The following is a 26,999-nucleotide window of genomic DNA, read 5'->3' on the forward strand; positions in this document are numbered from 1 at the left end:
AACGACTCGACACCAAGCCATGCTGCTCAGGAACGACCTCTTCGATGCTGCCGACCAGACGCGTTACCGCGTTCTCTCCATTGACCCCGAGGGGCATCGCGGGTGGGTCATGCCCGTGAGCGGCGCCGGTCGGTGGCCTGAATATCGGGACTTCGGCGTTTTGACGGGTCACGTGTCCGTCAAGGCGCTTCGCGGGTCGGACGCCGGTCAACAACCTGACCTCGCCTTTTATTCAGAAACGGCGAGAAGGCGAGCGTACAAGGCATATGACGCTATCGAGCCGCTCATCAACCATTCTCAAATTTTCGTATCGTCCGCTCGCGGCCCATTGGTCGAGGCGCGCGCGAAAGAGCTAGGCATATCCGAAACGACGCTGTATCGATACCTTCGACTATATTGGCGTAACGGGCAATCTCGGCTTGCGCTCGTCCCTGATTTTGACAAGATCGGGCGCTCGACCGAGAAGCTGACTGCCGGTCGCGGACGTCGGCCCAAGGATGGGAAGTACCGAACGTTTCAGATGACGCCCGCTGACGCCAAGAACGTTCAGACCGCAATCAGGAAATACTATCTTGACGGCGAGATATCGACCCTCGCCGGCGCGCACTTTCGCATGCGAGAGGAGTTCTACTCCTACCTCGACGGCAACGGCACGAGATATCTGCGTCCGGACGGAGAATGCCCGTCGATATTTCAATTCCGACATATTGCCCGAACGAAGTTCACGCTCACGGAAATTCTCCGGAAAAAGCGCGGATCGAAAGAATTCGACCGCGAGCATGGCGCTCATCTCGGAAGCGCGCTCGAAGAAGCTGTAGGCGTCGGCCACATCTACGAAATCGACGCAACCATCGGTGACGTGTTCCTTGTTGCGCTAGAAGACCGCTCGACCATTATCGGAAAGCCTACGCTCTATCTCATCTATGACCGCTGGAGCCGACTCGTAGTTGGTTTCTATGTCGGCCTCGAGAACGCCTCGTGGACAGGCGCAATGCTTGCGATTCTTAGCGTTGCAGCGGACAAGCAAGCGTTGTGCGCTCGGTATGGCATCCCATACGACCCGGAAGATTGGCCTGCCGACGCTACTTTTCCGGAAAAGTGGGTCGGCGACCGCGGCGAGATGAACAGCAACAACAGCTATCGGATTTGCGATGGAATGCAATCGACTGTCGTTAATACCCAGTCCCTTTTGCCGCATCGAAAAGGTACTGTCGAATGCGGGTTTAGGCTGCTTCACGCGTCGATCGCAGATGTGACGCCTGGATATGAGCCGCCAATGAACGCCATCAAGCGTCGACAGCGGCGCTACTATCATGACGCGTCTCTGACGTTGGATGAATTCACGTCGATAGTCATCAAGCATGTCATCGCGCACAATCGAAAGGTCATGAAGGGCTATCGGCTGGAGCCGCGGCATGTGCTCTCTGGCACGCCTGCCGTACCGCTTGATTTGTGGAACGACGACGTCGCACGCCGCAGTGGCGCGCTTGCTCGGTATGACTATGATTTTCTCCGCCTACAACTGCTGCCGAAAGACAAGGCGACAGTGACGCAAGACGGAATTAAGTTTAGGCGGCTGGTGTTCGATTGCCCGTCGGCAAGCGAACTCGGATGGTACGTACAAGCGGGAAGGCGAGGCAACTTTGCCGTCGAAGTGTCGTATGACCCTCGCTCCGCGTCCTCCATCATCGTTTATAACCCCGCAGACCGTCGACAGACGTTTGAGTGCAAGCTCGCGCCTGTGAGCAAGGAATTTTCTGGCTACTCGTTCGCCGAAGTCGAGTATATCTTCCGTCGAGCTGAGCTTAACAATTTTGAGAATAAGGCCAGTGCCGATCAGGCGAAGGCCGAGTTGCGTCAGCACATCAGACTTCTGAGTGCGAGCGCGGTTGCAGAACGCAAGGCTGCAAGCAAGGGTAAATCGCGCTCTGGAAGACGGGCGGACACTGCTTTCGCTCGCGCAGCCGAACTCGCGGCGCGTCGGCGCGAAGATGCCGCTATGCCGGTAATTCCCGAATCGCTTCCCCAAAACGTCATCCCTTTGCAAACGCAGATGACGACCGCAAACCCAGTGCATTTTGACGGTGGCGAATCCCAGCCGACACCGGGGTTGGAGCTAGGCGCCACTGCGAGTCCCACCGGGGGTAAAACGTCATCGCCTTTGCGCGACATGTTACGCCGCAAGGCTCAGGAGAAATTGAATGCACGCAATGAATAACAAGGTTGTTGTTGAGGCACAGTACTCGCCCCAACGTATTCCACGCTATCGTGGAAACCCTCTCATTGAAGCGTTGCCTCCGTCTGTGGACGATGACACGCTTATCGATAGGCTGATGGTCGTCCCTGATTTTGACGAGCAGCAGCGAGAATGGGAGACGCACGAGCGACTTCAAATGGTTGCCGGTCTGTCTTCGTTTCTCCGACCGATGGAGCGGCACGTCCAGCTCGCACGTGCGTTCGACACTCTTATTCGTTCCGGCTATGTAGGGCGACGCCCTTCATCAGCGGAACACGTTCGCGTATTTCAACAGCTGTACGAGGCGATGCAGGCCGGTCGAGCCTTCAACGCCCCCTATCTGCCTCCTACCGAGGAGCAGCTGTCGTCGCGTGTCGTGGGGATGTCTGGTACGGGAAAGACGACGACGATACGTCGAATTTTTTCGTGGTATCCGCCAGTGATTCACCACGAGAAATGGCATTGCTACCAGATACCTTACCTGCACATTGAGGCTCCCCACGATGGCATGTCGACGAAGGGACTCGCTGCCTCGATACTGCGCAAAATCGACCAGCTCGTTCCAGATGCCGGGTACTTCGACATGCACGTCAACCGACGTGGCAACAGCGGAGAACTGCTTCTAAACCAGGCCGCTCGCGCCATGCATAACCATTTCGTCGGCGTAACCGTGGTCGACGAAATCCAAAATCTGAGCAATGCTGGTACGTCGAAGCAGACGCTGATGTCTGCCCTGGTCACAGCGTCGAACGAATTGGGCGTTCCGATGGTCTTTGTAGGTACCCATAAAGCGTCCGAACTTCTGGGGCTCGATTTCAGACAAGGCCGACGCAGCGCGGGGCACGGTTTTCCCACTTGGTCGACCTTTCAACCGAGCGGTGACCTCAATGAGCCCGGAGAATGGGAAGATTTTGTTACCGAATTGTTCGCGTATCAATGGAACAAGAAGCCCGTCACCCTAACTCAGGGCATGTCAAACACGATGCTGGCTTGCTCGCAGGGAGTGCCCGACATCGCAATCAAATTGTTCGCTTGTGCCCAATGGAGAGCGATGCTTGATCGCAGTGAGACATTTTCTAGCGCGACCATTACCTCCGTATTTGAAGCCGAGCTCGAGCCAGTGAAACGGATGCTGAACGCAATGCGCACTGGTGACGCGCAAACGCTGCGTACATATAAAGACATCCCGCCTGTGCACTTGACATCGCTGCTCGATGACACGCTTGCCACCTTCGAGGGCACTCGCCAGCGTGGCGCCAGTGTGCGCCCGGGAGATAAAGCATTCGTGCCGGCAGTCGCAAGTGTTTTGCAGAAGGCGGGCGTTGAAGACGACAGGGCGGTCTGGGCGGCAAGGAAGGTCGATTCTGCCGGCAAGGTCACCGGCATCGCTGCCGGCGCAGAGGCAGCCTTGGCGTTGACGAAGCCGCGCGCTATTACGAAAAGCAGCAAGAAGAAGCTTGACGAGCCACCCGTGACGCTTGCTCCGGACGACTACCGCCAGGCGATATTACGGGCAAAGGCTGACGGTAGCAGCGCGTTCAGTCATCTGGTGGCGATGGGAGCGGCGTGCCGACTGGATGAGGTTTTGGGCCTCTGAGGCTGCATATCGCCTGTCCCAGTTGAACGTTTTTGCGGCGCCAGGCGAGGCCCGCAGGCGCCGACGCTTACAAGCCTGGCTTCGCATCAAAACTGTGCGGAAAAGGCTAAAACGGATCCCTTACACGCCGAGCCCAACCACACTGCAAGGACACAGAAAATGACCCAAGCCATCAACCAAAGTGCAAGTCGTCAACGCGACGCCATTACTATTGTTGACAACATCGCGTTGTTCGACGAACTTGTAGCTTGTGCGGAGCACGCTGGTTTGGCCGCGTGCGCTGCAGTAGCCAAGGTTTTTCTCCCAAAAGAGTTGCAGCAAGCGATTTCAGAGACACATGTTTTGGCTTTTGCCGTTCCTTCCAACGAAGACATTGACTGGGACGCACAAGCTGCGAACTTGCTCATCCCGCATAACGAAATCGACTTCGAGCACCGCCAAGCAACATCCTTGTTTCTTCTTGGGAACGGCCCTATCGCGTTCGAGCCGAAGTACGGATTTCAACCTCTCTTCGGCTCCGATGGCTCACTCTTCGTTTTCTTCCTGCATCGGGCCATCACCTATTTGGTCCGCTACAACTGGAGCGAGCGCTTCCTCAATACGTGGGAGGCACTGGAGGTGTCGGCCGGAGAGAACTATCAACACGACGACGAAAGAGCGGCACGGAGCATCTTAGTCCTCGGGTCACCCGTCAGCGGAGCGGCCGATAATATCGCTATCGTACCGGCCGCATATTTCGAAATCGGAAACGATGGACGGCTGGCCCAGTATTTCGCATCGGCACGTGCTCGGTCGGCACCCGACCTTTTCGCTGAGCAGTGTCCCGACGTGTGTTCTTGGAACGAATAAGCGTCACCAGCGTACGACGCTCGGTCGTGCACGAAGTCCCCGCTGAACTATCACGTTTCTTTTCGCGACCGTCGTGCCTCGAGCTCGGCGGTCGTTTCTTGCGAGTCAATGCCGACGAATCGCTTACGCCAACCGCCATAGGTTGTTACGTCAGCGACGAAAATTCGTCGCTCACTACACACGAGTGCGCGTCAAAGGAAGGACAGCATCAATGCAATCACATCAGCGAATCAGCGATAACGCCATTCATCCAGCCGATCTGGAAAGCGGCATTACAACTAATAATGTCGTTGAGCTTATTCGCGCGACTAGCGGCACAGAAAGGCAACGAACGTTTTTTATTGCGGCGAAAGATCTTCCGGTTGGCGTGGGTCAGCAAGACGACAACCCGCCCTGTGTCGCAGTTCTCGCAGAGCCTTGCGACATCGCCAACATCTCTAGATATTTTGAAATTAAGTGCTATGGCCCCCCGGAAGAGCCGAACCGGAATGTTTTAATCCTGTTGGGAAACTCGTCAATCGCGATGGACGTTGACTCGCTCGAAGTCAACCTGCTCTCTCGGCAATGCTTTTCGGTCCTCTTCGTGCATGCAGTCGGGTGGACGATCGCGAGGTTCGACGTCACGGACGGTGACCGGCAGCGACTGCTTGCAGCCTTTTTCGGAACGTTTGGGGACATCGACTGCAGCTCCTTCAGTCAGTCGGAGTCAATGCTTCCAAAAAATGTCCGATTCGGCTCGCTTGAGGTTGATTGAATCCTCTTCTATGCGTCGGGCGGCTTACCGTCTAAGCCGAGAGGCAATACCGCACGATCTCGGCCTGAACACGCTCTTTGCAACAGAGCGGGACTACCCGATTGGCGGCAGTGGCGCTCCAGGTCGGAATACGGCGACCGTCGCATCGCCCATCTCGCCCGCTTGGTTCCGAAACGCGGCATGTCACCGAACCAGTCTAAGCGGTACCGCGAGCGGAGGAGCGCACCGCCCGGGTGGCTGTACGCGTGTCGGCAGAGACTGTCGTCGAGCGTCTGAATTTGTGCGCGCTCGGTCTGAGACGGCGGCTGAACCGACCCATCTTGGACATGGGACGCCGTGCGATCAGGCGGCAAAAGGCTAGACAATGGCTTAGTCGGTTCAGTCGGTGTTTGGCTGCCACGGCTCCTTTCGCGATAGATTCGCTTGCCATCTGCATTGGGACTGCCTGGACTTTAACGGCGTCTTTTGATCGCTCGACTGCGCAGTCATCGGCCTAATTTTCTTTTGACAAGGCATACGGACATCCGGCTGCTGCAGCCATTTTAGATGAGGCGGTCGCTATACGTTCCACAATCAAGGAGCGAAAACATGTGGCTGCATTCGATTGAACGCAAGGACGGGCGACTAGAGGGAAAAGTCATTCACAGCGACGGCGACATAAGTTGGGTCGACGCATCGTCGTTATGGCAATTGCAGATGCCAGAGTCTGGTAAGTCTAAGCTTAGGCTTACGACGAATCTTGACGATTGGCAGGCCTCGGACTCAACCGAATATTTAGCCTTATCGGGCATGCAATACCACCTGCGGGATGACTCTCATGAAATCTACGTCGCTCGCCATTTAGGCTTGCGCCTGCTGATCCCTGCTTTAGTTTTAACGAGGGCGCTCTTTATGCCGAATGCTATCTTTTTCAATCATCTTTATCGTCCGTCAAGCCTCGACCAACTTGTCGCGCCGGTATTGCAGGCAACAGGCCTTGTTTGCGCACCGTTACATCGTGACTTAAGGCGCCGCATAGGGGCGGCAGCGTCTGGACCAACGCGTGTGCAGTGGATGTACTGTTTTCCATCGGCACGTGAGGCGTTTGCTTCCGTCTACGCGAACGCTCTGCGTAGAGCGATTCGCCTTGCACTGCCGAAGCTGGTCGGAGATGCAGTGCTCACTGGTACGCTTCATGGGCGGGTTTTTGTCGCCTCAGCGATGTCTCTGCATCGCTTGGAACCGAACGAACACGCTTTCTCGTGGGCGGGCGAACAACCGACTCAATTCATCCTTCCGTCTGCCGATCGCTCCGGCACGCAACTAAATCCCGTGTTGAAGAAATCCGAGCTCATTGAAGGACCAAATGGCTGGCGCCTCGCAGACTCCGAATGGTTGCGATTGAACCATATCATCCGCGCCAACCCCGCAGACGGCCCAAACGATGACCGAGCGATAGTCGATGCGATACTCATCAAACTTGCAACGGGCATGGGATGGCGCAGCGCGAACGGAATGGTAGAGGGTGCAACTAGAGTCAGCTCCTTTTACCAAAATCTTCGACGATCTGGTCGATGGGAAGATTTCGAAGCCGCGCTACTCTGTTTGCGACAAGGAAAAAAACTACCCCCCTTGAGGCCGCGCCAAGACGCTGTGCTGTTCCCGCATAATCCAAGAATAAGGTTGCGTCCACGCAAGACGCTTTAGTCTGACCTCTGGTGCTTTCCGTACTGAAGCGACATCCTTACGAGGCAGCCGCGGCCACGCCAGAGCATATGTAATGGCCTGTTCTTAAATTCGTTTGCTGATGATTGACGGCTAACGTGCCGGACGTTCAACCTAAGCACGTCCGTCGAGCGCGGCGTTGACGTTTGATTCGATTGCAACTTTTTGGCACCAGCGAGACTGAGTGTGGCATAGTCGCACCATTAAGTTCACTTGAGCGGAGGAAAGTCATGGCCACTCTCGGGGCGTTGCGCGAGAAAATTGCAAAACTAGAAGCGCAGGCCGAAGCGCTTGCGAAAAAGGAATCGGCGAGCGTCATCAAAGAGATTCATGCTTTGATGAACAAGCATGGGCTCACTTTTACCGACATCGACAACGGCAACGCATCAATGGCAAGCGGTCAAAGAACTAGCGCCAAGGCAACGTCAGGCGGCAAACCAAGTCCTGCGCCAAAGTATCGCGACCCGAAGTCTGGGTCAACCTGGAGTGGTTTCGGTCGAGTTCCGGGTTGGATTGCGAACGCAAAAACCCGCGACGCGTATTTGATTGTCGACGGTGGGGCCAGTGCGTCAGCTGCCTCAAAGGCTCCAAAAAAGTCTGGTAATTATCCGAGGGGGCCGCAACCTGCGAAGTACCGGGATCCAAAGTCTGGTGCCGAATGGAGCGGTCGGGGAAAAGCCCCGGGGTGGCTTGCCAACGCGAAGGATAGAACTAAATTTTTGATTGAGGGTGCAGCCGATGCGTCAGCCTCAGGGATAGAAAACACGGCGTCAAAAACGTCTTCTGGAAAGCGGATTGAGCAAAAGCTTGCTACGAAGTCCGTCGCAAGCAAGAAGGCGCCAACAAAGAAAGCTGCCACGAAAAAGACGTCTGCCAAGAAAACTGCGAGCAAACGCGCGCCTGTTGCACAGTCCGTCGGGAAAGAGTCGGAAGCTGGAATTGCTTCGAAGAAGACGCCCGCTAAGAAAGTCGCCTCGAAGAAAGCATCGGCGAAGTCAGGCGATACGCCAGGTACGGGTGCCGATTTTCTGCAGGCAAATGATTCCAGCGACGTAACATCAGCAAGCTAAGTGCAGGCTGTAGTCGACTGATCGCAAAGGAGTTTTGCCCAATGGATGCTTTTTTAGCGGCTCATTCACGAGGTGTCGCTATCGAACGAGTGACCCGTTCGCGAAGGCGCAGAACGGGTCATTGTCGCAGCTAGTACGACACCTTGCACGCACCGGGCAACTAAATTGGGATACTCACTGCCCTAAACTCGTCGGGGCCTATGAATCTGCTGACAGTTCTTCGATGTTTGCCTCACGCAGAAGAGAGGACTCTATAGCCGCGATACAGGATGCAGTGTTAAGCAGATAGTCAAATACGAGCTTTCTCTACCCAGTCTTACTCTTCGCGACCGTGGTGCACAAGTGTGCAAAACAAAGCGTCGTCGCCCTCTCCGAGAGCACACTCAGCATTCTTAATGAAGCGTCTTCGCTACGTAGTTCGCAGCAATCGTTCGCTCGTTCGACGGAGTGTTTCTCATCTGCTGCGCGATGCGACTTGTCATCAGTACGTTGATTGAATCGCACTGGTTCGAAGCTGTTTCATGCTTTTTGCGCATCCGAATAACATCGCTTCGTGCTTCAATCATTGCCCGTACCAAATCTGAATTACTCGTCTTCGTCGACTCGAGACTGGCTGGCCGCAATTCTTCCAACTCGGCGGCAACAGCAAATTCGACCTTGCTAAACAAACAATCGTAGGGCGCACTTTCTGGTAGCATGAATGCGAAAGCACACTCGTTGGACGCTTCCCAGACTTTAAGGGCCGACCAAAGTTCTCTGGCACCAGCGTCACACAACCAATGGACGCGAAATGCGCCACTTGTCAGCGTCAAATGAAACACTCCGGAAGAGGTATCCTTCATTTTCTGCGCCTTCAGCGACACCGGGCCGTTCGCATCTACCGCGTCGGCCAACGCTAAGTAATCAAGATGCTCCAGCGACGCGGTGAAGACCGGAAAGTCTGCTGGCACCGACCGTGCGATTGGAAATCCTTCTTGGAAAAACTTTGCTTCGACCACTTGACCTACCGAAAAAACGCCGCTGTTGTCATCGGGCTTGTATTTCATGATGCGTCTCGCATTGTGTGGAATGCCGCTGTACGCGGTTTTAAAGTTACCCTTTTGGTCGACGTACTCCGCCGTGACGGCGCAGTTGCTTCCTACCTCATATAGCGATCGACCACACTCGCGCGCATCTAAAATGCGGACCCCGGCGTTTCTAAGATGTATTCGTCGGTTTTGACGGGCATAGTCGGGAAGTGCTTTCAAGATTGTGGACCTTCCCAGCAACCGTGCGACCTTTCGAAACGCTTTGGAGCACGGTACCCATCAGCACATCCCGTGTTGACCGGACTTCATCAGACATCGAAGATTTTTCGTAATAGACTGTAGGAGACGCGCCAGTGTCCTTCGGAGTCTGTCACGGCGATCGACGCCGTTTTCGAGTTCAGTCTGACGACAGTGCCGACACGCTCGTTCAGATGCTTGTCGGTGAATCCCACGGTGTCGCCGATGAAGAACTCTTCGGAGCGCGGACGCGCTGGCGGCGCTTCATTTTGAATTGGGGCTGCAGTGACATCGAGGAGAATCGCCGCATACAACATTGCGCATCGGCGTCGAGTCATGTTGTCCTGTACGACCGCTTGCGTATGCCGCAGCTCGGTGATAGTGCCTTCCGAAGGCGGTCCCAACGGATTGTCACCGATGTATCGGACAGTCATGCCGATGTGCATTCGTTGACGGACCTCGAGAACGCGTCGGGGGTCATCGAGCATTTTGCCGATGGTCAGATAGAGGCGATACAACTCGGCGCTGGGCGCCTGCCGAAGGGAGTCCAGGATATTCATGAATGTCGGGGTATTTAGCGGACAAGCGGCAACAGTTCATGCACGCGATTGACGGGATGCGATGGCAACTTCTCCAGTGTCACTTTCAGCCACGCATAGGGTTCTAAGCCGTTCACCCGAGCCGTGCCGAGCAGCGGGTACATGGTGGCCGTCGCACGAGCGCCTCGCGGCGAACCTGCGAAGGTCCAGTTGGGTCTTCCGGGAGCATTCCGCCTGATCTGCCGATCCAACGCATTCTTGTCCGGTAGCAGGACTCCGCTCTCTGTATAGCGAACCAGTGCTTGCCAGTGCCGTAACGCGTAGCCAAACACGTTGGCGAGCGGTGCCTGAGCCGGCAAGCAGATGATGTTGCCTTCCAGCCATTGACGGACCTTTGCAAGTACCGGTAAGGCCTCAGTTTGCCGCACTGCATATTTAACGTCGGGCATCCAGTGGTTGATTCGCGGCTCGATGGCGTATAGCTGGGCGATCCACTGCAGCGCCTGTGCCGCGAGCCCCGGGTTGCTTTGGGTCTTGGCGGTTTCAAAAAACCGACGGGCGCAATGCGCCCAGCAAGCGACCGCGATGATGTCGCCCGCGCGCGACTCTGCGAACTTGAACACGACCGCCGGAGGGTGATCGACCCAGACGCCGTTCCCCTCGAGTTGGCCCGTACCAAGGTAGCCCCATAATCGCGCAGTGCGGATGATCTTACGACCCTTCTCGAGCAAAGGCAGTATCGTGTCGTCGACGTGCATGCCCGGTGCCTGCAGTTGGTGTGAACGCAGCGACGGCATTAGCACGCCGACCAGGTCTGCTGCGGCCAACTTCCATTCACACAGCGTGGCCCGCGGCAGGTGAATACCGCGACGCGCAGAGCGCATCTCTTGCCGATTCAAGGGTAAATGATCAACGTAGGTATTGACCAGGATGTTCGCGAGCAACCTCGCGCTCGCGTTACTCTTCGGCAACGGCGAGGGCTGAGCGCTCGCCGTCACGATGGTCGACTCGCCATCCTTCTTCGCCGCATACTTGAAGCGGATATGTCCATGACTGTGAGCTGTGACGGCTCATAATGCAGCGTCTCCCTACGCTCTTCGCCGATACACTCAAGCGCGTCGAATGCGGCCTTCTGTTCCTCGCTAAGGTCATATTTGACGCGTGCGCCTGGCAGGTCCTTTCCTTTGACAATGCGGGGCGTCCCCGGCGGGCGTACCTCGTGACAGGGACCTTCGCCGGCTCCGGAGGGATAGGCATGTCCATGGCAGCGTCGAACAATTCGGACTGACCCGGCAGGCGCTCAGAACTCGCGCCGAAGCGAGCGCGATTGAGCTGCGACATCTGACGCTGCAGGCTCTCCAGTTGCTCCCACAAAACGCATGCGAGCCGGTTCTGTTCGAGTGCGAAGGCTTACAGCGCCTCGAGCTCGAGTGCAAGATCCCCGGCAGCGATGGCGGCGGGCAACATACCAACCATAATGCCGATTTCGTGCGACGTTCACAAGCTCCATGAGCCCTGAATTACGCGCAATTCAGGCGCTTACCCAACGCGCGTCACCGCGACGGCGAGATGAGGTTCGCGCGCTGGAATCTCTGTACCTTGAGCCATGCATTGATGCCTTCTTGCGAAATTGGATGAGTCACACAAGCGTCACCAAATGCAGCTCGCCAAAGGTCGAACGCATTCCTGTCTTCTACTTGGGCGATGCTGAGGCGGAGCTCTGGCAGGCGCAATCAAAAACTGGTTTTTACCGGCTTTGGGCGGGTTGACCCCGTCGCTGTCGTTTCCACGCACACTCCTTTGCGGCGAGCATGAGCCCTTTTATACTCTGCTGTTGAAATTATCCGACGTTAACAACAATCGCCGAGAGGGCCCATGGAAGAGTTTGAGCAACAACCGTTCGTCGACGCGGAGCTTTTGGAGAATCCGGAGCCCCGCTGCCCGTGCATACTCTTGCTGGACACGTCGGCATCCATGCGCGGCGAGCCGATTCGGCACCTCAACGAGGCGTTGTCACTTTTTAAAGACGAGCTGTATGCGGATTCCATGGCGGCCAAGCGGGTGGAAGTTGCGATCGTCACGTTCGGGCCTGTCGCGGTTCGGCATGACTTTGCCACTATGGATGGCTTCTTCCCGGAGGCCTACGAGGCGAATGGGTCGACGCCAATGGGCGAGGCGATTACGCAAGCCCTTCAACTCCTGCGCGAGCGCAAAGACCGCTACCGCGCCAACGGCGTGAAGTATTACCGCCCATGGGTGTTTCTTTTCACTGACGGCGCGCCGACCGACCGCTGGGAAGAAGCTGCGCAGCAAGTGCGCACGGGCGAAGAACGGAAAGAGTTTATGTTCTACGCGGTCGGCGTCGAGCAGGCCGACATGACCCTGCTCTCTCAAATTGCTGTTCGCCAGCCTCTGAAGCTCCGTGGCCTCGCGTTTCGCGAATTCTTCTCGTGGCTGTCGGCTTCCTTGGGTTCGGTATCCAGATCCAGCCCGGGTGACCAGGTGCCGCTGGCCAATCCGACCGCGCCGGACGGGTGGGCAGTTGCAGGCTGACAAACGCTGGCGCTGGGCGGCGGCGTCACGCGTCGGGACGTCTCACGTTAGGCAGGGGACGCGAAAGCAGGACGCTTTCAGCGTCTCACTGTCTGCTCAGGGCTCACTTTGCGCGGTCATCTCCGACGGTGCGGGCAGCGCGAGCCTTGGCGGAGAAGGCGCTTCGCTGGTCTGTCGGGCTTTGTCTTGCCACTTTCGCGAGTGGTTTGATCGGAAGGAGCGTCTTCCGGGCGACGGCCGAATCGTGTGCTGGATCGATGATTTGCGAGATCGCTTGGGACGCGCCGCCTCCAACAGAAACGTAGAACGCCGCCAACTCGCCGCTACGCTCGTTCTTCTGGCTGTCTGCGGCGATGAGGCGTTGTGCCTGCACATCGGCGACGGCGCGGTGGTCGCAAGGAAGGGCAGCCAATGGGAAACCGTGTCGACTCCGGAGAGTGGCGAATTTGCATCGACCACGTTTTTTGTGACGGACGACCCTGAGGCGCGATTGCGCGCCCGTCGTATCGACACGGGATACGACGCTTTCGCGCTATTTTCTGACGGCATTGAGTCTGTGGCCTTGGAACAAGCAACACTGGCGCCCTCGCCGCGTTTCTTTGAGCCAATGCTGCGGCCTATCGACCAGGCGAGCGAGCAAGGCCGCCTCGGCGCCCTGTCGGGGGCGTTGGGCCGCTACCTGGACAGTAAAGCAGTCTGCGACCGGACCGACGACGACAAGACCCTCATTCTGCTTTCAAGCCGATGAGCGCGCCGTCAGTTTTAGTCTCGGGAAAGAGAGTGCGCCTGGGCGGCCTGCTGGGCCGCGGCGGAGAGGGCGACGTCTACTTCATTGAGGGACGTCCCGGAGAGGCCGTCAAGCTTTACAAGAGCGACTTGCGCGCGCCGCGCGAAGACAAAGTGTCGGCCATGGTAGGGAGCCGACTGTCGGAGCGCACCAGCCTTGTCGCCTTCCCTTTGGAAATCGCCGAAGACGAGTCGGGGCGCTTTGCCGGGTTCGTCATGCGGCTGGTGTCCAAGCACCGGCCAATTCACGAGCTGTATGGGCCAAAGTCCCGAAAGATTCAGTTTCCAAGCGCGGACTATCGATTTCTCGCTCGGACTGCTGCCAACGTCGCGCGCGCAGTCGCTGCGGTCCATGAAATGGATTGCGTGATTGGCGACTTCAACCATTCCGGAGTGCTCGTCAGCCCGAGCGCCACCGTGGCGCTCATTGACGCCGACAGCTTCCAGTTCCGGGCGCAAAGCCGTCTGCATCGCTGCATCGTCGGAACAGAAGACTTCACGCCGCCCGAGTTGCACGGCGTGCGATTGGGAGACATCGAGCGAACGAAAGCGCACGACCATTTCGGGCTCGCGGTCGCGATTTTTCAGTTGTTGGCGATGGGGCGGCACCCCTACGCCGGCCGCTGCTCGGACGCTGATCTGAGCCTTGGGGAATCTATCGCGCAAAACCGGTTCGCCTTTTCGATCGCCCGCCGAGCACAAACCCGGACTGTCCCGCCTCCGGGGTCGATTAGGCTTGAAGATTTTCCTGCGCCCTTGACCGCAGCGTTCGAAGCTGCCTTCGGCCTCGATCCCGCCAGGCGCCCAACAGCGGCTCAGTGGGTGAACCTCCTCAACGGGCTCGAAGCCGATCTGCGGCAATGCGCGGCGGTTCCCGCCCATTACTTTCCGCGCTCCTCCGGCGATTGCCCGTGGTGCCGACTGCTTGCGCAGTCGGGCATCGACATGTTCCCGGCTTTGTCCTTCCCAGCGACCGGTCAATCGAACGCCGATCAGTTTGACATTGACGGCGTTTGGGTGGCCATCAAGGCGCTCGCCCTTCCGCGCCCGGAGGACCTCATCCCCGTTTCGTGCGCCGACGCGGGCGTCTCGAAACCCACGGCGCAAGAAGCCTTGGCGGAACGGCAGAAGCGCAGAAACGCGCGCTTGTTCTGGATCATCCCCGCTTTGATCGCATTGGTCACGCTGCCGAAGCTGTTCGTAGTCTGGGCTGTTTGCGGCTTGGCCGCGGCCCTTTCCGCCGCAGCGGCGAAGGTTGACCCCGAGCCATTAAAGAGAGCATTCGTCACAGCGGACGAGCAGGTGCGCGCAGCGGCTAGCGATTGGTTAAAGCGGATCGGCTACGTCGACGCCTTGGCTCTTCGGGCCGACCTCGAAAGCGCCGTCGCCGAGCATCGAACGCTCAACCAGGAACTTGCGCGCGCGCTCAGCGATTTGCAAAGCACGCGCGAGTCGCGGCAGAGGGCTGCCTATCTCGACGGTTTTCTCATTCGGCGCGCGAAAATCTCCGGCATCGGCCCTGCCAAAACGGCGACTCTGGCATCTTTCGGCATAGAGACCGCGAACGACGTTACGCGCAACGCGGTTTTACTAGTGCCCGGCTTCGGCGAAGCCTATACGGCGCGATTGCTTGCGTGGCGCCAAGGCCATGAGAAGAACTTTCGCTACAACCCGAACCGCGACGCCACCGACGCGCAGGCAGAGAGCGCTGCGAAATCGGCGTGGGCGGCCAAGCGCGTCGCCATCGAGAATAAGCTGCGGGCAGGAATTGTCAACCTGAAAGCGGCGCCGACAAAGTTCGCCGCGGCCAGCCCAATCGCATTTCCTCCACTCAGAGAGGCGCTGGAAAACCGCGAAGCCGCCCGGCGCCACTGCGAGCAGTTAGGCATCGCCCCCCCGTCGACGCGACCCGTCGAGATCGTCGTCCCAAAGCGGTCGCCGCCATCTTCTGTTCCGGCTAATTCGCCTCGAATCGTTCCGTCGACCGCTCGGGCGTCGCAGCCGACCACAGCACCGCTGTGCCCCAAATGCTCGTCGGCCATGCTTCTTCAAACCGCCCGTAGAGGCCGAAACGCTGGAAAGCAATTCTGGGGCTGCCGCCGATATCCACAATGTGACGGTACTCGAAACGTTTAAGCCCACTCAATGAAGGGTATTTGCTCCCAGGTTTGCGAGCGGCGCGCTCGCAATCGAGCCGGTATGCCCAAAAAGCTGCGCAATGCTGCTCGTCAGCAGCACGGTGACCAGATGGTGCGGACCTGACGCCCCCTTCCCTTCGGCCTTGCCACGTTTAAGACGGTTGCCAACCTCAACCATGGCGGTCATCAAATCGTGCGAGCGTGATGCTGCCGACTGGGCTTTCTCGGATTGTGACGTTCCAGTCAGTGCCGGCATGCTAGTGTCCAGCGTGCTGAAAACGCAATTGTACGGGGCACTGTCGGGCAGCAACAGACCAAAAGCAGTTTTCCCGAGATTGCTCCAGGTCTGCATCGCGGAGTAAATTTCCGGGGCGTTCGGGTCAGACAACCAATGGACATGCAGCTCTGGCATCCTGAGCGTGTGCTGCCGCAACGTAGCCGAAGGATGCGGAACTAACTGAGACGCGAACGACACGGGACTGTCTGCGTTCAACGAGGCATCTAAAGCGATGTAATCGGGATGCTCAAGTGACGCGGTTAGAACAGGGAAATCTGCAGGTACAGACCGGGCCGCCGGGAATCCGTCTCTGAAGTGCCAAGCTGCGGCAATCTCCCCCACCGCGAAAATTCCGCTTTTCTGGTCGAGTTTCTTTTTCATAGCTTACCTTAATTTCGTGTTGACTTCCGGTTGTCCACCGGTCAAGAAATTTACGTCTAGGACAGCTGTCGTTTTTGAGAGGACGAGGTTGCTTCCTGGGACATATAGCGATTTACACCACAATCGTTCTTCTAAAACCAAAAACAATGGTTATCTAAAACGGATGGGGTATTGCGAAGCAGCGCCATGAGCAATCGATGCCTTTGCAACATCTTTTATTTGGAGGCGGAGTAGCCCCTAGCGCTGCACCTTGCCTACAAGTTGAAGGTCACAGCACCGGCATCGTTGATAGAGCCGTAGACTTGGCGCTGGCGAATGCCGTCCTTCGATAGCTTCGGGCGCTTACGGTAAGCCGCGCACTCCGCGACCATGGATGCGTACAAATTCGTCGCCAGGAACAGTCCTTCGAGGGCGTCCAGCAGCAAGGCATTCCATCGGTAGCGTACCGATGCGACGCAATCTGGAAGCACGTAAACTACGGTTAAAGCGTCAACCGCCCGCTCGAGGATTGGTGAGGCCGCGACGTAGTCGAGCGCGATTGAGCCGGTGCCGAGCCGAAGCATTGTTTGCACTGGCCCACCGTTTCAATCAGACGAGTTGAATGGAATGAGCCAATCTGCAGTTTGGTGAGGCCAATCAACTTCGACGTGCTGTGGAACGGTCACAACCATCAGGGCATCGTCTTCTACCGCGAGACGCGGTAGTCCGCGGAAGAGCTCCCCACAAGCAGTGAAGATCCCGACGTCGCCACACTCAGTCGTGGTGCTGAGTAGGTCATTGAACTCCGGGGTCTGGACGAGGGACACGCGTTGCGCATCGGTAGAAGCGGCGGCATATCCAAACGGCTGTATTCCGAGCATTGAAATAGTCCTCTTTGTTGGCGAGGACGTATAGGGCGGCGCTTTATATGCATTTCGGTCGAAACTTTTGGGGCGTGTCCACGAGTACCTACTCAGACCTCCGTCTGCTTCTCCCCTGTCACATTTTAAGGACGATATGCCCGTTGGAGATGTAGTTGGATGGCTCTCCGCTACATTCACTGATGGCGACGAAGCCCCGTCGTCGTGCCGTAAGTCATCGGCCCGAGACCCCCTAAGTTCGGACCGGCCCCTTCGAGTGAAATCCTAATATAATGCCGGCGTTAACGTCTCCGTCCCGTGTTTCAAGCCGCAATAGCGTCAGAATTAAGCTTGCGCGACGGAAGATAATTTCATGTTGATAAGCGGAGCTTGAACCTCAAGGTCAATAAATTTCAGCAATTCGTCATCAGCCCTGAAATCCAGATAGCCGCTCGGCCAGACTGCTTCACTCAAGTGCTTTTGATGTTTCGAATATTCGACATCTGAATCGGTGCCAGGAAAATTGAACGACAGCGTCGAAAATTGCCTGTCTATTGCAACAAACTCACAGTGTTGCCCCGGCGCCTTCTGTTTTTGCGTCCATGGGTAGCTGATGAAGCTCCACTTATCTCTTCCAACGAATAGCACTGGCAGACGCTCTACTCGGTCGACAAGAGCATTTAGCACTTTGGAAGCGCGGAGCGCGACCTGCTTGCCTCCCAACAAGAGTGTTGTGAACGAAAGCTTCTCTTCCAAGTCGAGAAATTCCGTACGCACGGCCTCATCGTTTCTCAGTCGCTTATGACTGTGGTCGAAAGAATCCGGCACAAACACGCACAAACAGTAACGCTCAGGTGTAACTCGGTAAAGCATATCAGGCAGCCAACTTGCAGAAGCGACTTCACATTTAGGCTGTGATGTGCTTGACGCCCTAAAACTATCGAGATAACGGTTTGTAGCTACGCCCGCAACATGGAATGACCTGCGAGATGACGGCTCGAAGTCGGAAGTTGAGCGGAATGACTCACGCATCGAAACCAATGGTCTCAACAAGGCGTTACGGTCCACTGCAGATGCAGAATTAGCGGTGAGGACGATATTGACGCTCTCGTATTTTCCCTCACCCGAGTTCATTGAGCATCCTTTGCCGTACCCTTCAGATTCGACAAACCTAGTGGCGGCATCAAGAAACCTATTCGCGTTATATGAAACACTATAATCGTAGGCGCGGCAGTCGATTTCTAAACCCATACGTCGCACCGAATCGTACTCGTAATCTTCGAGACTGATTTCTGCTACGCACGACTCAACGCCGGCCAGCATGATTGGAATATTTCTTCGCTCGTCCCAATCCGCGATTGCTCGAGCAATATAGCGGTCCTTTGGGTCAAGAATCCATTTTACAACTGCGCAACCTAAGTCAACGGTGACCTCAACAAGTGTGTAATCAGCAAAATCGAATTGACGAATTCTCAGCCGTGACTCTTCGAGTTGGTCGAGGCCCCATTCTTTTTCAGTCATTTCCATGCGGCCCAACATTTGACTGTCGCTACAGTATGCTGTAAGCATAGTGCCGAAAAGCAGTTTCTTCCACGTAAAATCTTCGCCCAAAAAGGCAGAAGCATCTGAGAGGCAACCATAGCTTAACGTCGCCGACTTTTCAGATGTCACTTGTTCTTCGTTAACTGAAATCATGTCTATTCTCGAATCTGTAGCAGAGTGTTTGCGCAATAGTCTTTAACGGCGCTTTTACGCCGTCGAATCGGTGCCGCTCTCAATTGGGTCTGAGACAGCGTGGGAATGTAGGGAAGCGCGTTTATACCCATTCCTAAATCCACTGCGCTTCTCCCCTGTTCGTTCTTTATTCGCTCCAGCGCTGCGGGTGCGGCTGAGTACGGGGAGTGTTTTCGCCTCTACCGAATTCATCTAAAACGGTTCGACTATGCTCCGGCGTGCGTCTGGCGATAGCTATGCTGATTCGAAAGCAGCTAAAACTTGTGAGAGGAAAGCAGTGTTACTCAATAGGTAAGGCTCGCACGGATTCCTCGCGCGATACATGTTTTCTTGCCGAAACGCTCGGAGTCAGTAAAGCGACGACAGTAGATCGATCGCGTGCATACCCGCGAGCTCCACAAACGGCAGCCAGAAAGCCTGAGTCTAAAACTTCTGCGCTAAACGCTACGTAGCCTTTGCGACAAGTATCAAACTTAGGTCGAAGGCCCCCGTTACTTTCACAATCTAAAATCAGAGCATGACGACAGCCACAAAAATCTCGGACATCGAACTGGCCCTTTTCCAGGCCATTCGCCTATTCGAGCACATGGACGCCAGCACGTATCAGGAAAGGCCAATCGATGCGCCGGAGATTATCTATTGGGCGCTCACGAAGCTACAACCCGAACTTTGCGCAAGGCTGTACGCATCACGGCAAGACAATGAAGTGATTCAACTGCTGATGTACTACCGCTCGCTGAGAAACCGGTCCGACGAACTGTTCATGTCACGGGGAGCCGATTATTGTCCAATGGGATACCCTTCCCTTAATCTTTACGAGATAGCGGGCACGCTGGAAACGGGAGCGTGGACTTGTCACGACAAGCTTGCGTACCGCACCCTCACAACCGTCATTCTTCCAAATTTCCAGAAAATCGCGGAAGAAGTCGAGAGCAAACATCGACGTTGGGACATTGATAGCCATTCAGCATGCGTGCATCGGCTGCCATCTAAACCTATGCCTTTCGAGCATTCGCTGGAGCGAAAGGATTCTCTTGTTCCTGAAGGCCTTTCGGCATTGGTTACGCAGGCGCTTGCTCAGGCCGAGCAATGTCTCATAGCATGTGATGACGGAAGCGGTCGGCAATTCTGGCGCCATAACTACGCCTCCGTCGCCTTTGACTGGATTGCCATCGAGCAACCTAAACTTGCGCAACTTATTTTGACGTCCAACAGCAGTATTGAGCTTAATTCGGCATATAAGGCGCTCGTGGAGCATATGCGGACTGTGGAGTGCCTGTGGGAGCGTCTAAGTCAGCCCATTCGAACGCTGCTGCTGCAAAATCCCGAACAGGAAAGTATTAACGTTTTACTAACCGTATTGAAAGAGAACACTCGTTTTAGCGTTGCAGACCAAGAAGTCTTTGCACGGCATGTATGGCTCATGGTGAAACGGAGGGCTGCACCGCCTGAAACACCGACCTCCCGGCTGAAATTCACTGAACGCTCCAGCCCAATGCTGGACGAAATTTGGCGAGATAGTAGAAATACATCCGCTTGTTTTGTCGTTGACACAGAAAAACTTCCACCAGACTTAAGTGCAAAAATCAGTGAAAAATTCTCATTGGTGGTGAAGCTCGGGCAAGCATGGATGCAACAGCGCGATATGCTAGAGGAGCAAAACTACGTGTTCCAAGCATGGTTCGGCGACGGCGAAGAGGAGCGCTGCGTTCTCGCCATCAGCAAGGCATTCTCGTGCCGTTACGCCGAGATATGGCCGCACATGCAACGATTCCGACGACAGATTCCGGTCATATATCTCTTTGAACACAAGCGTGGACTTGTCTCCTATGACTTCGCGCATTTCACTGAGTTACCGGAGATAGCACGACATGGAAGGGATGTTCACGAATATCTCCGTTTGCCGGATGACGGTGAGGCGCCCGTTCCCGTCGTTGCGTCCGAGCTCGTTGACATGTCTTCTCAGGGACGGCCCACTCCGTTCACTATTGCTGTTTGGGAGGACATTGTTGAACGTCTTCGCGAAGACCCTGATGCGGATTGGGACACGGAGAACAAAGAGAAAAAAGCGTTTTGGACCTGGAAAAACGGTTTGTGACGAAAAACTAATGACGATGGCGCTTGAATCATTTGGGGGGGTGACGCTGCTAAGCAGCGGTACCCCCATCTGTAGACGATTCATTGCTCAACGGCTGTCCATGCCGGGCACCTGCCGGCTGACGTGCTCGACCGCATCGAGGTAGTGGTCCGGCATGTTTTGGCTTGGCACTGTCTACGTATGCCAATAAGAAGCAGTTAGCATCCTTTGACGCACAACAAGGCGAGCTGTCGGCAGAAAGTTAAGATTTTTCGAGCTGACCGGTCGAATTAGGGCTTGGAGTTAAGGTTTTTCGTGAAATGTTAGAAAAACCGAGCGGTTGGAGGGCTCCGCTGCTGCCCCGGTGTTGAGCTGGAACAGGCTTATTGGCGCACCGCCACGATTGGGGAAACCGGTGGTCATTGCGTCCCACGGCGAATGGGACCGACTCTGTCGCCCGCGCGCGTTACCAGCAATAGTGGTTGTCCAACCCCCGGAACATGGTTGAGTGGAAGTTTCCGAAAGCGATTTTGTGATCACTCGGTCGAGGACCACTACCGATTGCATGGGGCAAACAACGCACGGCAGTATCGTGACGTATATTCCCGATAGAACCTTTTATGGCGTAGACAGGATGACCTACCGTGTTCAGTCGCCATATGCGGACGCGTGCACGACGCTGAAATTACTGTGCATTAACCAACGAACATGCTCGCCTCCCGATTGAGTGGGGGCAACTCCAAGGTAGATCGCTCCGGCAATCGGCCAAGACAGGGGACTGCGTCCGGACCTTCCAAGTGCTTCTCCGGGATTAAGGTCGGACGCTGATGCATTTCGGCAGGGAGGAGTTCTCTTTTCGCTGTCCATGCACGGGTGGCCGAACAGGGTCAACGTCATCGGACGTTGGCCCTGTGCTATATGACAACCGCGATGGCGTTAAGTCTCTTGGAGAACTAGCGCGGACAAACAAAATCGCGGCCCATTAAAGCCGCGATCTCTAATCATTCTGACATCAATGTATCGACATTCCCCCATGTGCAATTACAGGCTTGTTGCGCGTCACTTTGCCGTTCAGGAATTGCTGCTGAGGGGGACTCACAAGTAGATTGACGATGACCTGGTCTAACGAGGTATCTGGAATATCGGTAGTAGCCCGGGCCTCGACAATTCCACTACTCGCAACCTCGCTGACCATGTCAAAGAAATCTTGCGAAGGGACCGAACGAATTTCGTTTCTGAAGCGGTCGAGCGTCATGCTGTCTGCAGCATAGTCTATGACTACATAGGCCATTTGGTCTGAGTGGCCAATTGCGATGGGAACCTGCCCTCGCTTTCTCTATGCATCAACTGCGCGCAACACATCCCTGTCAGACATGTCTGCGAGCCAGTAGAGCTGCACTCCACCAACTTGAAAACGAATGGTCATAATCTGCATCGCGTCGCCTGCTTGCGAGGGGCTGGCCATACTTCCAAATCCGAAGCAGCTAGGAGCAGTTCCGTTTCGATGTGCCTGCATGAAGGTCGTGAACTCCGAAGGGTCCAACGTTGCATTCAAAACAGGCAAGTTTCCCGGAAGTTGCTTCGCCATCCGGCACGAAGACTTGAACTCGGCGTTCGGGGTAAGGCCGCCAATTGCGAGAGCAGAGAACGACATGGCGAGGAACGCGCAGGAGAGTGCTGATTCAACGAAGCAATCGCTCGACCGGGCATCGCACGCTCGTAACCGGCGCGTCGAGCTGGCGTCAGTAGCAACGGGCGCCCAATCCTCCGTGGGCCAAATGCCCTTCTCGCAAGTGTCTTTATAGGGTTTGTCGGTTCGATTTTCCGGGGCATCGGCGCTGGGTACGCTATCTGCCCAGCGACGACGAACAAGCCGTCGGGCGCAGCGTGAAGTCGCGGCATTCGCAACAGAGTTTGCCAACGAGCGCGATTCGAGCGCCGCTAACTGGCATGATGGAACGCAGTTCCAGTTTCAACTAATCCAGCGTTCCGCCGACTCGCTCGCGCAAACCGCCCAATGGCGTTGCGACTTTATTGCCGACGCGCAAGATGACGCCGGTGAACAAATTGATATCGCCTTAAAACGGGCATTGCTTTGAAGTCGAGTGCCAACCTGATTAGCTGTGCCAACCTCCTGACCGGAACGCTCCCAGCGCATCTTGCAACGGAGAGCCATCAGAGAAGGTTAGCCTGACACTGCGCTGCGTGAACCTGATCGAACTCTAATCCGTTAGCCTACTTAAGCTAATGGGCACGCCGCCGTTTCTGGCAATACTGGCATCCGAGTGTCCGCCGTTCGCCAACCCGTCGAGTTTGACGCGGCAAGGCTTTCCGCAGACTCATATCCCTTACGCGCTCCGCCGCCTCGCAGAACGCCCAGACGCGCTTCTCGGCCGCAACGTCCGTGGTCAGGACGGCCCGAGCCATTAGGCGCATCAGCAGCCATGAGACGGAATGAGACCGTGCAATGAGCGCGTCGCGGCAGTGTATGTCGGACGCCAAAAAACTCGGATGTCAGGGAGTGTCAGACAGAGTGGTCCCGGCCACGGCAGCTGCGTTTCCGCTAAGGTCATACTGCCCTTCATGGCGCATCGAGAGACGCCGCATCGGCTTGATACACCGCGTCCAAAATGGTGTGATAGTCGTGGCGCTCGGTATCCACCATGCACATGCAGTAGTTCGGCACACCGGTCTCGCCGAACCTCAACTCTAGTTCCGATTCCAGTTCGCCATGGATGGCATGGGCGATGGCCCGTTGCCGAGTCCTCGTCGATACGAACGCAACGAAGCCCACACGGCGCAGCTCATCGGCGAGCGCGCCAGCATCGAGCTCACTAGCACCGCCTTCGTAATGGATCGATATGTGAACGCTCACGCCGCGCCTCCCTGAACGCTAATTGACGGAGCCATTTTAGACGCATCTCCGGCGGAGGAGTTCGCAGTAACGGCGGTCGGCCCGCCAGTCGGCGTCTTTGTCGCCCTTGACCAGTTCGGCTCGCGGATAGGCGGGGGCCGCCGTCATGCTGGTTGAACGTGCCGGGCTGCTTATAGAGTTCCGCCGTATGCGTCGCTGTCTGGGATGTCCTTCAATCGCCCAATTCTCACTTGGGCATACACATGCGTGGTCGAGATGTCCGCGTGTGCCGGCATCGCCTAGGGTGAACCGGATATCGAGTGCGTTCTCTAGCTTCAGCGTCGCCACCGTGTGCCGGAATAGTAGCACCCGCCTTGCGCTGTGTCGTCACGAACAACGTGCCGTCCCCACCGGCCAGCGCCCACTGCAGCCGCGCCCCGTCGGGATGCCGGGCAACCTAGGCAAGCGTACGATCCCCGGTCGGCATTATTCGGTCCTTCTTGCCCTTGCCCTTGCCCTGCCAGATCATCACCGTCCCGCGCTCAAAGGTCATGTCGAACAGCTTCAGCCCCAACAGCTCCAAGGGACGCATGCCCGTGCTGTACAGCGTCTTCAGGATCCCACGGTCCGCACCGAGGCGTCGCTCTACGGGTGCATCTCAATGACGGACCGCGATGAACAATTGCTCAATGCAACGCGCACTCCGCGCAACTGACTATACGGCGAAGATCGCGCCAAAGTTCAAGCGTGGCTCCGGCGCGCGATCGCCGAAACCCTGCAAATGCGCCGCGACGATAACGCGCGCCGGGAGTGGCGAGAGCGATTTCTAGCAACCACGCTCCGGGCACGCGGCCGACGACCAACGAAGCAAGTCGTCGCGACCGCACCCCAACGACGCTTTGCCGAACCTGCCATCATCACCTGAAGAGAAACGGGGTCGACTACTTGCGCAGTAGTGACCGCAGTTTGCCGTAAACTTTGCCGATCACGGCTCTGATCCGGTCAAGATAAGACGGCAACTTTGCGTCGATGGCAGCATTTGCGTCCCTGTCGGCATGACGTGATATCTGGTTGCGCATAACAGACGCTGCTATGGCATCTGAAAAAGCAGGAAGCCACTCAACGTGACCTGCCGTGATGTAAAAGTGCGACTTGCAGGGCGCGTCACACACTGCGATAGACGGACGAATTGTCGCCAAGGTGCCGTCAGACGTTATCTGATGGCTATCAGGCACCAGGAGGCTGACGCGATGACCGCAACCGCAAGCGCAAAGCATTGCGCCGACCTCGAACTCGTGGCTGTGATAAACGACCCCGTTACTGAGTTGCTTAGGCAGGCGGTCAACGGCTTGATAAACGAATCTCATCGCACGGCCTTCTCTCAGTCGATTTCGAACGTCACAGAATCGAAAATGTCTGCTGTCGCCGCGCTTTCCCGGTCGAAAAGGCCGAAATGCTGCTTGAACCTGATGACAGCCATCGTTGCGTTCAGCGCATTCAATTCAGTGATCTGAGCGCGCTTGCTATATTCGTCGTCCTTGGCATTTTCAGTAGGCAACCGCACCGTTCCGGCATTGTCGTCAAACGCTTTACGGTCAACACCGGTGATACGCACAAAACCGCTGAGGCCAACAGTCGAGCGAGTAAGGCCCATCCCACAATCGACGAACGGAACACCGTTGGAACTCAACCAGTCGACGATCAGCAGGCGCGAAGGCCCGTCATCGACCGAAACAAAGACAAAATCAAATACCTTCAGGCGCTCGACGTTTTCTACTGTGATACGCTCAACAACCGGCTCGATTCCCGAGCGCCACTGCCCGTATTGCTGAGCCAGTGCTTCGACTTTGAGCTTTCCAATCGCATTAGGAATGAACCCTGGAAGCCTGAATATAGTGTGGACGTGCACCTTGTCATCGTCGAACAATGCAATCTGCTGCAGATGCGTGCGTGCAATGAAATCGAGGATGTAGGAACCCGTTCCTCCGAGTCCGATGATCGCCACTTTTTTGCCGCGCAGGAGCGAGGACAAGTCGTTGATGTGATACCTCGAAGACATGGTATCGGGATACCTAAGCGGAGAGTCCTGCGCAGCGGCGCCGACCTCAATGCCACGAAAAGGACTAGCACCCGGGTAGGCGTTCAGTGCAGGCGCCGTGATCGTATCGAGGTAAGTCCTAACCTTCTCCTCAAATGATTGGTAGACGCGGGCTACGCCGTTTTCGTCAAGCAGCTTGTAGGAAAAGGAACAGTCACTGACAAGATCGGGCGTGACCGTGATGCGGTCCGCTCCCCCACCTAGTCTTAGCTCGCGCCCTTGCTGATCACAAGGCCTGGTACCGCGCCACCACGCTTGGTGATTCGAGGGCGGGCTGATGACCGCCCCATTCAAGTCAAGGGGACTCACCCAGTCACCATGCTGGAGAGCTCCATCTTTATCGAGATAGGGAAGCCCGTAAAAGACCAAATACGTGCCGACGAAGTCGATCAGGTATCCGGTCTCCTCAAGATCCCTAATAAAGGCGTTATGATTCGCCAGTTCCTGCAACCCGAAAGCGCATGCCATCTTTCACCTTCACAATTTGACCGGGCGGCAGCGTACCGCTCGGGTTGTCGACGGGACCGTGTGAATACTTGACGAGATATTCATTTGACGGCTTTCCACCACTGCCAACATAAAGATCAACGACACGGATGTATGAAATCTCTTTGGTGTCGATCTCATGATCATCGCCATTGACGAGGATCTTCAACATCTTCTGACTGTAGAAGTGCGCATCCTGCGGCAAATGAAGCGGTGTCTCATCACGCGGAATGCGCTCGTCTTCATCGTCGCCACCAACCTCGCGGTAGAGTCTCTCGTTCTTGCCCACGTCGGCGAGAGCGTAGAGCGCCTCCCCAGACGTCGGATTGGGCGATTTGTACGGCTCTCGATTAATGTGGACGCGCGTCAGGTGCGCATCGGCAATATCAGTCATCTGTTTTCCCTTCCGCCCACGGCGGAGTTTGCGTTTCCAACTCACTTCCCACATGAAATTGTGAGCTTTTCGAAAGCAATTCGTCAGCAAGTCCTACCGTTCGGAACGCCGAAAACCGCCGCGGACGGCCACTACATATTGTGCTCGCCCCTCATCGCCGAGGCATATGCAGTATGCCGCAAAAACAATAAATCTACTGATTTCGGCAAATAATTTATCGGTACATGTTACCTATTCGAACGCGATCGCTGCGGGCGGTAACGTGCATTCGAATAATTCCGAACAACGTCGCGTCCGGCTTACAGTCACCGGCGACGAGGCTTGTACCCTATCACGGCGCATTGCACAGTGCTTCGGTGTGGCGATCT

The 26,999-nt window shown here is 56.2% G+C and carries 24 protein-coding genes; 11 read left to right on the plus strand and 13 right to left on the minus strand.

Going from position 1 to position 26,999, the window contains the following annotated elements; all coding sequences use genetic code 11:
• Positions 1-19: 19 nt before the first annotated feature.
• The 6 genes from U4Y90_RS14200 (at position 20) to U4Y90_RS14225 (ending at position 8,210) form a co-directional block, all read left to right on the plus strand.
• Positions 20-2,218: a Mu transposase C-terminal domain-containing protein gene (locus U4Y90_RS14200; RefSeq protein ID WP_321795277.1), complete on the plus strand. Its 2,199-nt coding sequence runs from the start codon at positions 20-22 to the stop codon at positions 2,216-2,218.
• A complete protein-coding gene (locus U4Y90_RS14205; protein ID WP_321795279.1) occupies positions 2,202-3,833 on the plus strand; it encodes an ATP-binding protein in 1,632 nt (543 codons plus the stop codon). The genes U4Y90_RS14200 and U4Y90_RS14205 overlap by 17 nt, the downstream gene beginning before the upstream one ends.
• Positions 3,834-3,992: 159 nt before the next feature.
• The gene (locus U4Y90_RS14210) at positions 3,993-4,682 is read left to right on the plus strand and encodes a hypothetical protein (RefSeq protein ID WP_321795280.1); all 690 of its coding nucleotides are present in this window, start codon (positions 3,993-3,995) and stop codon (positions 4,680-4,682) included.
• 211 nt (positions 4,683-4,893) lie between these two features.
• Positions 4,894-5,436 (plus strand): hypothetical protein, encoded by a 543-nt coding sequence (locus U4Y90_RS14215; RefSeq protein WP_321795282.1) that lies wholly within the window; start codon positions 4,894-4,896, stop codon positions 5,434-5,436.
• Positions 5,437-6,024: 588 nt separating this feature from the next.
• The gene (locus U4Y90_RS14220) at positions 6,025-7,122 is read left to right on the plus strand and encodes a hypothetical protein (protein ID WP_321795283.1); all 1,098 of its coding nucleotides are present in this window, start codon (positions 6,025-6,027) and stop codon (positions 7,120-7,122) included.
• 248 nt (positions 7,123-7,370) lie between these two features.
• Positions 7,371-8,210, plus strand: a complete 840-nt coding sequence (locus U4Y90_RS14225) for an H-NS family nucleoid-associated regulatory protein (RefSeq protein WP_321795284.1) — start codon at positions 7,371-7,373, stop codon at positions 8,208-8,210.
• Positions 8,211-8,602: 392 nt separating this feature from the next.
• On the opposite strand, the gene U4Y90_RS14230 is transcribed toward U4Y90_RS14225, so the two are convergent.
• The 4 genes from U4Y90_RS14230 to U4Y90_RS14245 form a co-directional block, all read right to left on the minus strand.
• Positions 8,603-9,256, minus strand: a complete 654-nt coding sequence (locus U4Y90_RS14230; protein ID WP_321795286.1) for a hypothetical protein — start codon at positions 9,254-9,256, stop codon at positions 8,603-8,605.
• A 290-nt stretch (positions 9,257-9,546) separates the two neighbouring features.
• The gene (locus U4Y90_RS14235) at positions 9,547-10,035 is read right to left on the minus strand and encodes a hypothetical protein (RefSeq protein ID WP_321795287.1); all 489 of its coding nucleotides are present in this window, start codon (positions 10,033-10,035) and stop codon (positions 9,547-9,549) included.
• A gap of 14 nt (positions 10,036-10,049) precedes the next feature.
• Positions 10,050-10,958, minus strand: coding sequence for an IS66 family transposase (locus U4Y90_RS14240; RefSeq protein WP_321795289.1), 909 nt, complete (start codon positions 10,956-10,958; stop codon positions 10,050-10,052).
• A 13-nt stretch (positions 10,959-10,971) separates the two neighbouring features.
• Positions 10,972-11,355 (minus strand): transposase, encoded by a 384-nt coding sequence (locus U4Y90_RS14245; protein ID WP_321795291.1) that lies wholly within the window; start codon positions 11,353-11,355, stop codon positions 10,972-10,974.
• A 534-nt stretch (positions 11,356-11,889) separates the two neighbouring features.
• Between U4Y90_RS14245 and U4Y90_RS14250 the strand changes: the two genes are divergently transcribed.
• Genes U4Y90_RS14250 through U4Y90_RS14260 form a run of 3 tightly spaced genes read left to right on the plus strand, consistent with a single transcriptional unit; the run spans position 11,890 to position 15,489 of the window.
• On the plus strand, positions 11,890-12,567 hold the full coding sequence (locus U4Y90_RS14250; RefSeq protein WP_321795292.1) for a vWA domain-containing protein: 678 nt from the start codon (positions 11,890-11,892) through the stop codon (positions 12,565-12,567).
• On the plus strand, positions 12,509-13,315 hold the full coding sequence (locus U4Y90_RS14255) for a PP2C family serine/threonine-protein phosphatase (protein WP_321795294.1): 807 nt from the start codon (positions 12,509-12,511) through the stop codon (positions 13,313-13,315). Before U4Y90_RS14250 ends, U4Y90_RS14255 begins: the two co-directional genes overlap by 59 nt.
• A 32-nt stretch (positions 13,316-13,347) precedes the next feature.
• On the plus strand, positions 13,348-15,489 hold the full coding sequence (locus tag U4Y90_RS14260) for a hypothetical protein (RefSeq protein ID WP_321795296.1): 2,142 nt from the start codon (positions 13,348-13,350) through the stop codon (positions 15,487-15,489).
• Positions 15,490-15,495: 6 nt separating this feature from the next.
• On the opposite strand, the gene U4Y90_RS14265 is transcribed toward U4Y90_RS14260, so the two are convergent.
• The 3 genes from U4Y90_RS14265 to U4Y90_RS14275 form a co-directional block, all read right to left on the minus strand.
• Positions 15,496-16,149: a hypothetical protein gene (locus tag U4Y90_RS14265; protein ID WP_321795298.1), complete on the minus strand. Its 654-nt coding sequence runs from the start codon at positions 16,147-16,149 to the stop codon at positions 15,496-15,498.
• A gap of 254 nt (positions 16,150-16,403) precedes the next feature.
• On the minus strand, positions 16,404-16,721 hold the full coding sequence (locus tag U4Y90_RS14270; RefSeq protein WP_321795300.1) for a hypothetical protein: 318 nt from the start codon (positions 16,719-16,721) through the stop codon (positions 16,404-16,406).
• Between the two features lie 612 nt (positions 16,722-17,333).
• A complete protein-coding gene (locus tag U4Y90_RS14275) occupies positions 17,334-18,683 on the minus strand; it encodes a hypothetical protein (RefSeq protein WP_321795301.1) in 1,350 nt (449 codons plus the stop codon).
• Positions 18,684-19,239: 556 nt separating this feature from the next.
• Here U4Y90_RS14275 and U4Y90_RS14280 point away from each other — a divergent pair.
• The gene (locus U4Y90_RS14280; RefSeq protein WP_321795303.1) at positions 19,240-20,820 is read left to right on the plus strand and encodes a hypothetical protein; all 1,581 of its coding nucleotides are present in this window, start codon (positions 19,240-19,242) and stop codon (positions 20,818-20,820) included.
• 991 nt (positions 20,821-21,811) lie between these two features.
• Here the strand turns inward: U4Y90_RS14280 and U4Y90_RS14285 are convergent.
• Positions 21,812-22,054 (minus strand): hypothetical protein, encoded by a 243-nt coding sequence (locus U4Y90_RS14285; RefSeq protein ID WP_321795304.1) that lies wholly within the window; start codon positions 22,052-22,054, stop codon positions 21,812-21,814.
• A 553-nt stretch (positions 22,055-22,607) separates the two neighbouring features.
• Between U4Y90_RS14285 and U4Y90_RS14290 the strand changes: the two genes are divergently transcribed.
• On the plus strand, positions 22,608-22,898 hold the full coding sequence (locus U4Y90_RS14290; protein WP_321795306.1) for a hypothetical protein: 291 nt from the start codon (positions 22,608-22,610) through the stop codon (positions 22,896-22,898).
• Between the two features lie 482 nt (positions 22,899-23,380).
• Here U4Y90_RS14290 and U4Y90_RS14295 read toward each other — a convergent pair whose 3' ends face one another.
• From U4Y90_RS14295 to U4Y90_RS14310, 5 genes are all read right to left on the minus strand, one after another.
• Positions 23,381-23,674, minus strand: a complete 294-nt coding sequence (locus tag U4Y90_RS14295) for a hypothetical protein (protein ID WP_321795308.1) — start codon at positions 23,672-23,674, stop codon at positions 23,381-23,383.
• 436 nt (positions 23,675-24,110) lie between these two features.
• A complete protein-coding gene (locus U4Y90_RS14300) occupies positions 24,111-24,272 on the minus strand; it encodes a tyrosine-type recombinase/integrase (protein ID WP_321795532.1) in 162 nt (53 codons plus the stop codon).
• A gap of 322 nt (positions 24,273-24,594) precedes the next feature.
• A complete protein-coding gene (locus U4Y90_RS36145) occupies positions 24,595-25,020 on the minus strand; it encodes a DUF6527 family protein (protein ID WP_415749345.1) in 426 nt (141 codons plus the stop codon).
• A 14-nt stretch (positions 25,021-25,034) separates the two neighbouring features.
• Positions 25,035-26,219 carry a ThiF family adenylyltransferase gene (locus tag U4Y90_RS14305; protein WP_321795310.1) on the minus strand — a complete coding sequence of 395 codons (1,185 nt, stop codon included), beginning with the start codon at positions 26,217-26,219 and terminating at the stop codon, positions 25,035-25,037.
• A complete protein-coding gene (locus tag U4Y90_RS14310; RefSeq protein WP_321795311.1) occupies positions 26,179-26,631 on the minus strand; it encodes a multiubiquitin domain-containing protein in 453 nt (150 codons plus the stop codon). The genes U4Y90_RS14305 and U4Y90_RS14310 overlap by 41 nt, the downstream gene beginning before the upstream one ends.
• Positions 26,632-26,999 lie beyond the last annotated feature (368 nt).

The organism is Caballeronia sp. J97 (assembly GCF_905220305.1).
Classification (GTDB): domain Bacteria; phylum Pseudomonadota; class Gammaproteobacteria; order Burkholderiales; family Burkholderiaceae; genus Caballeronia.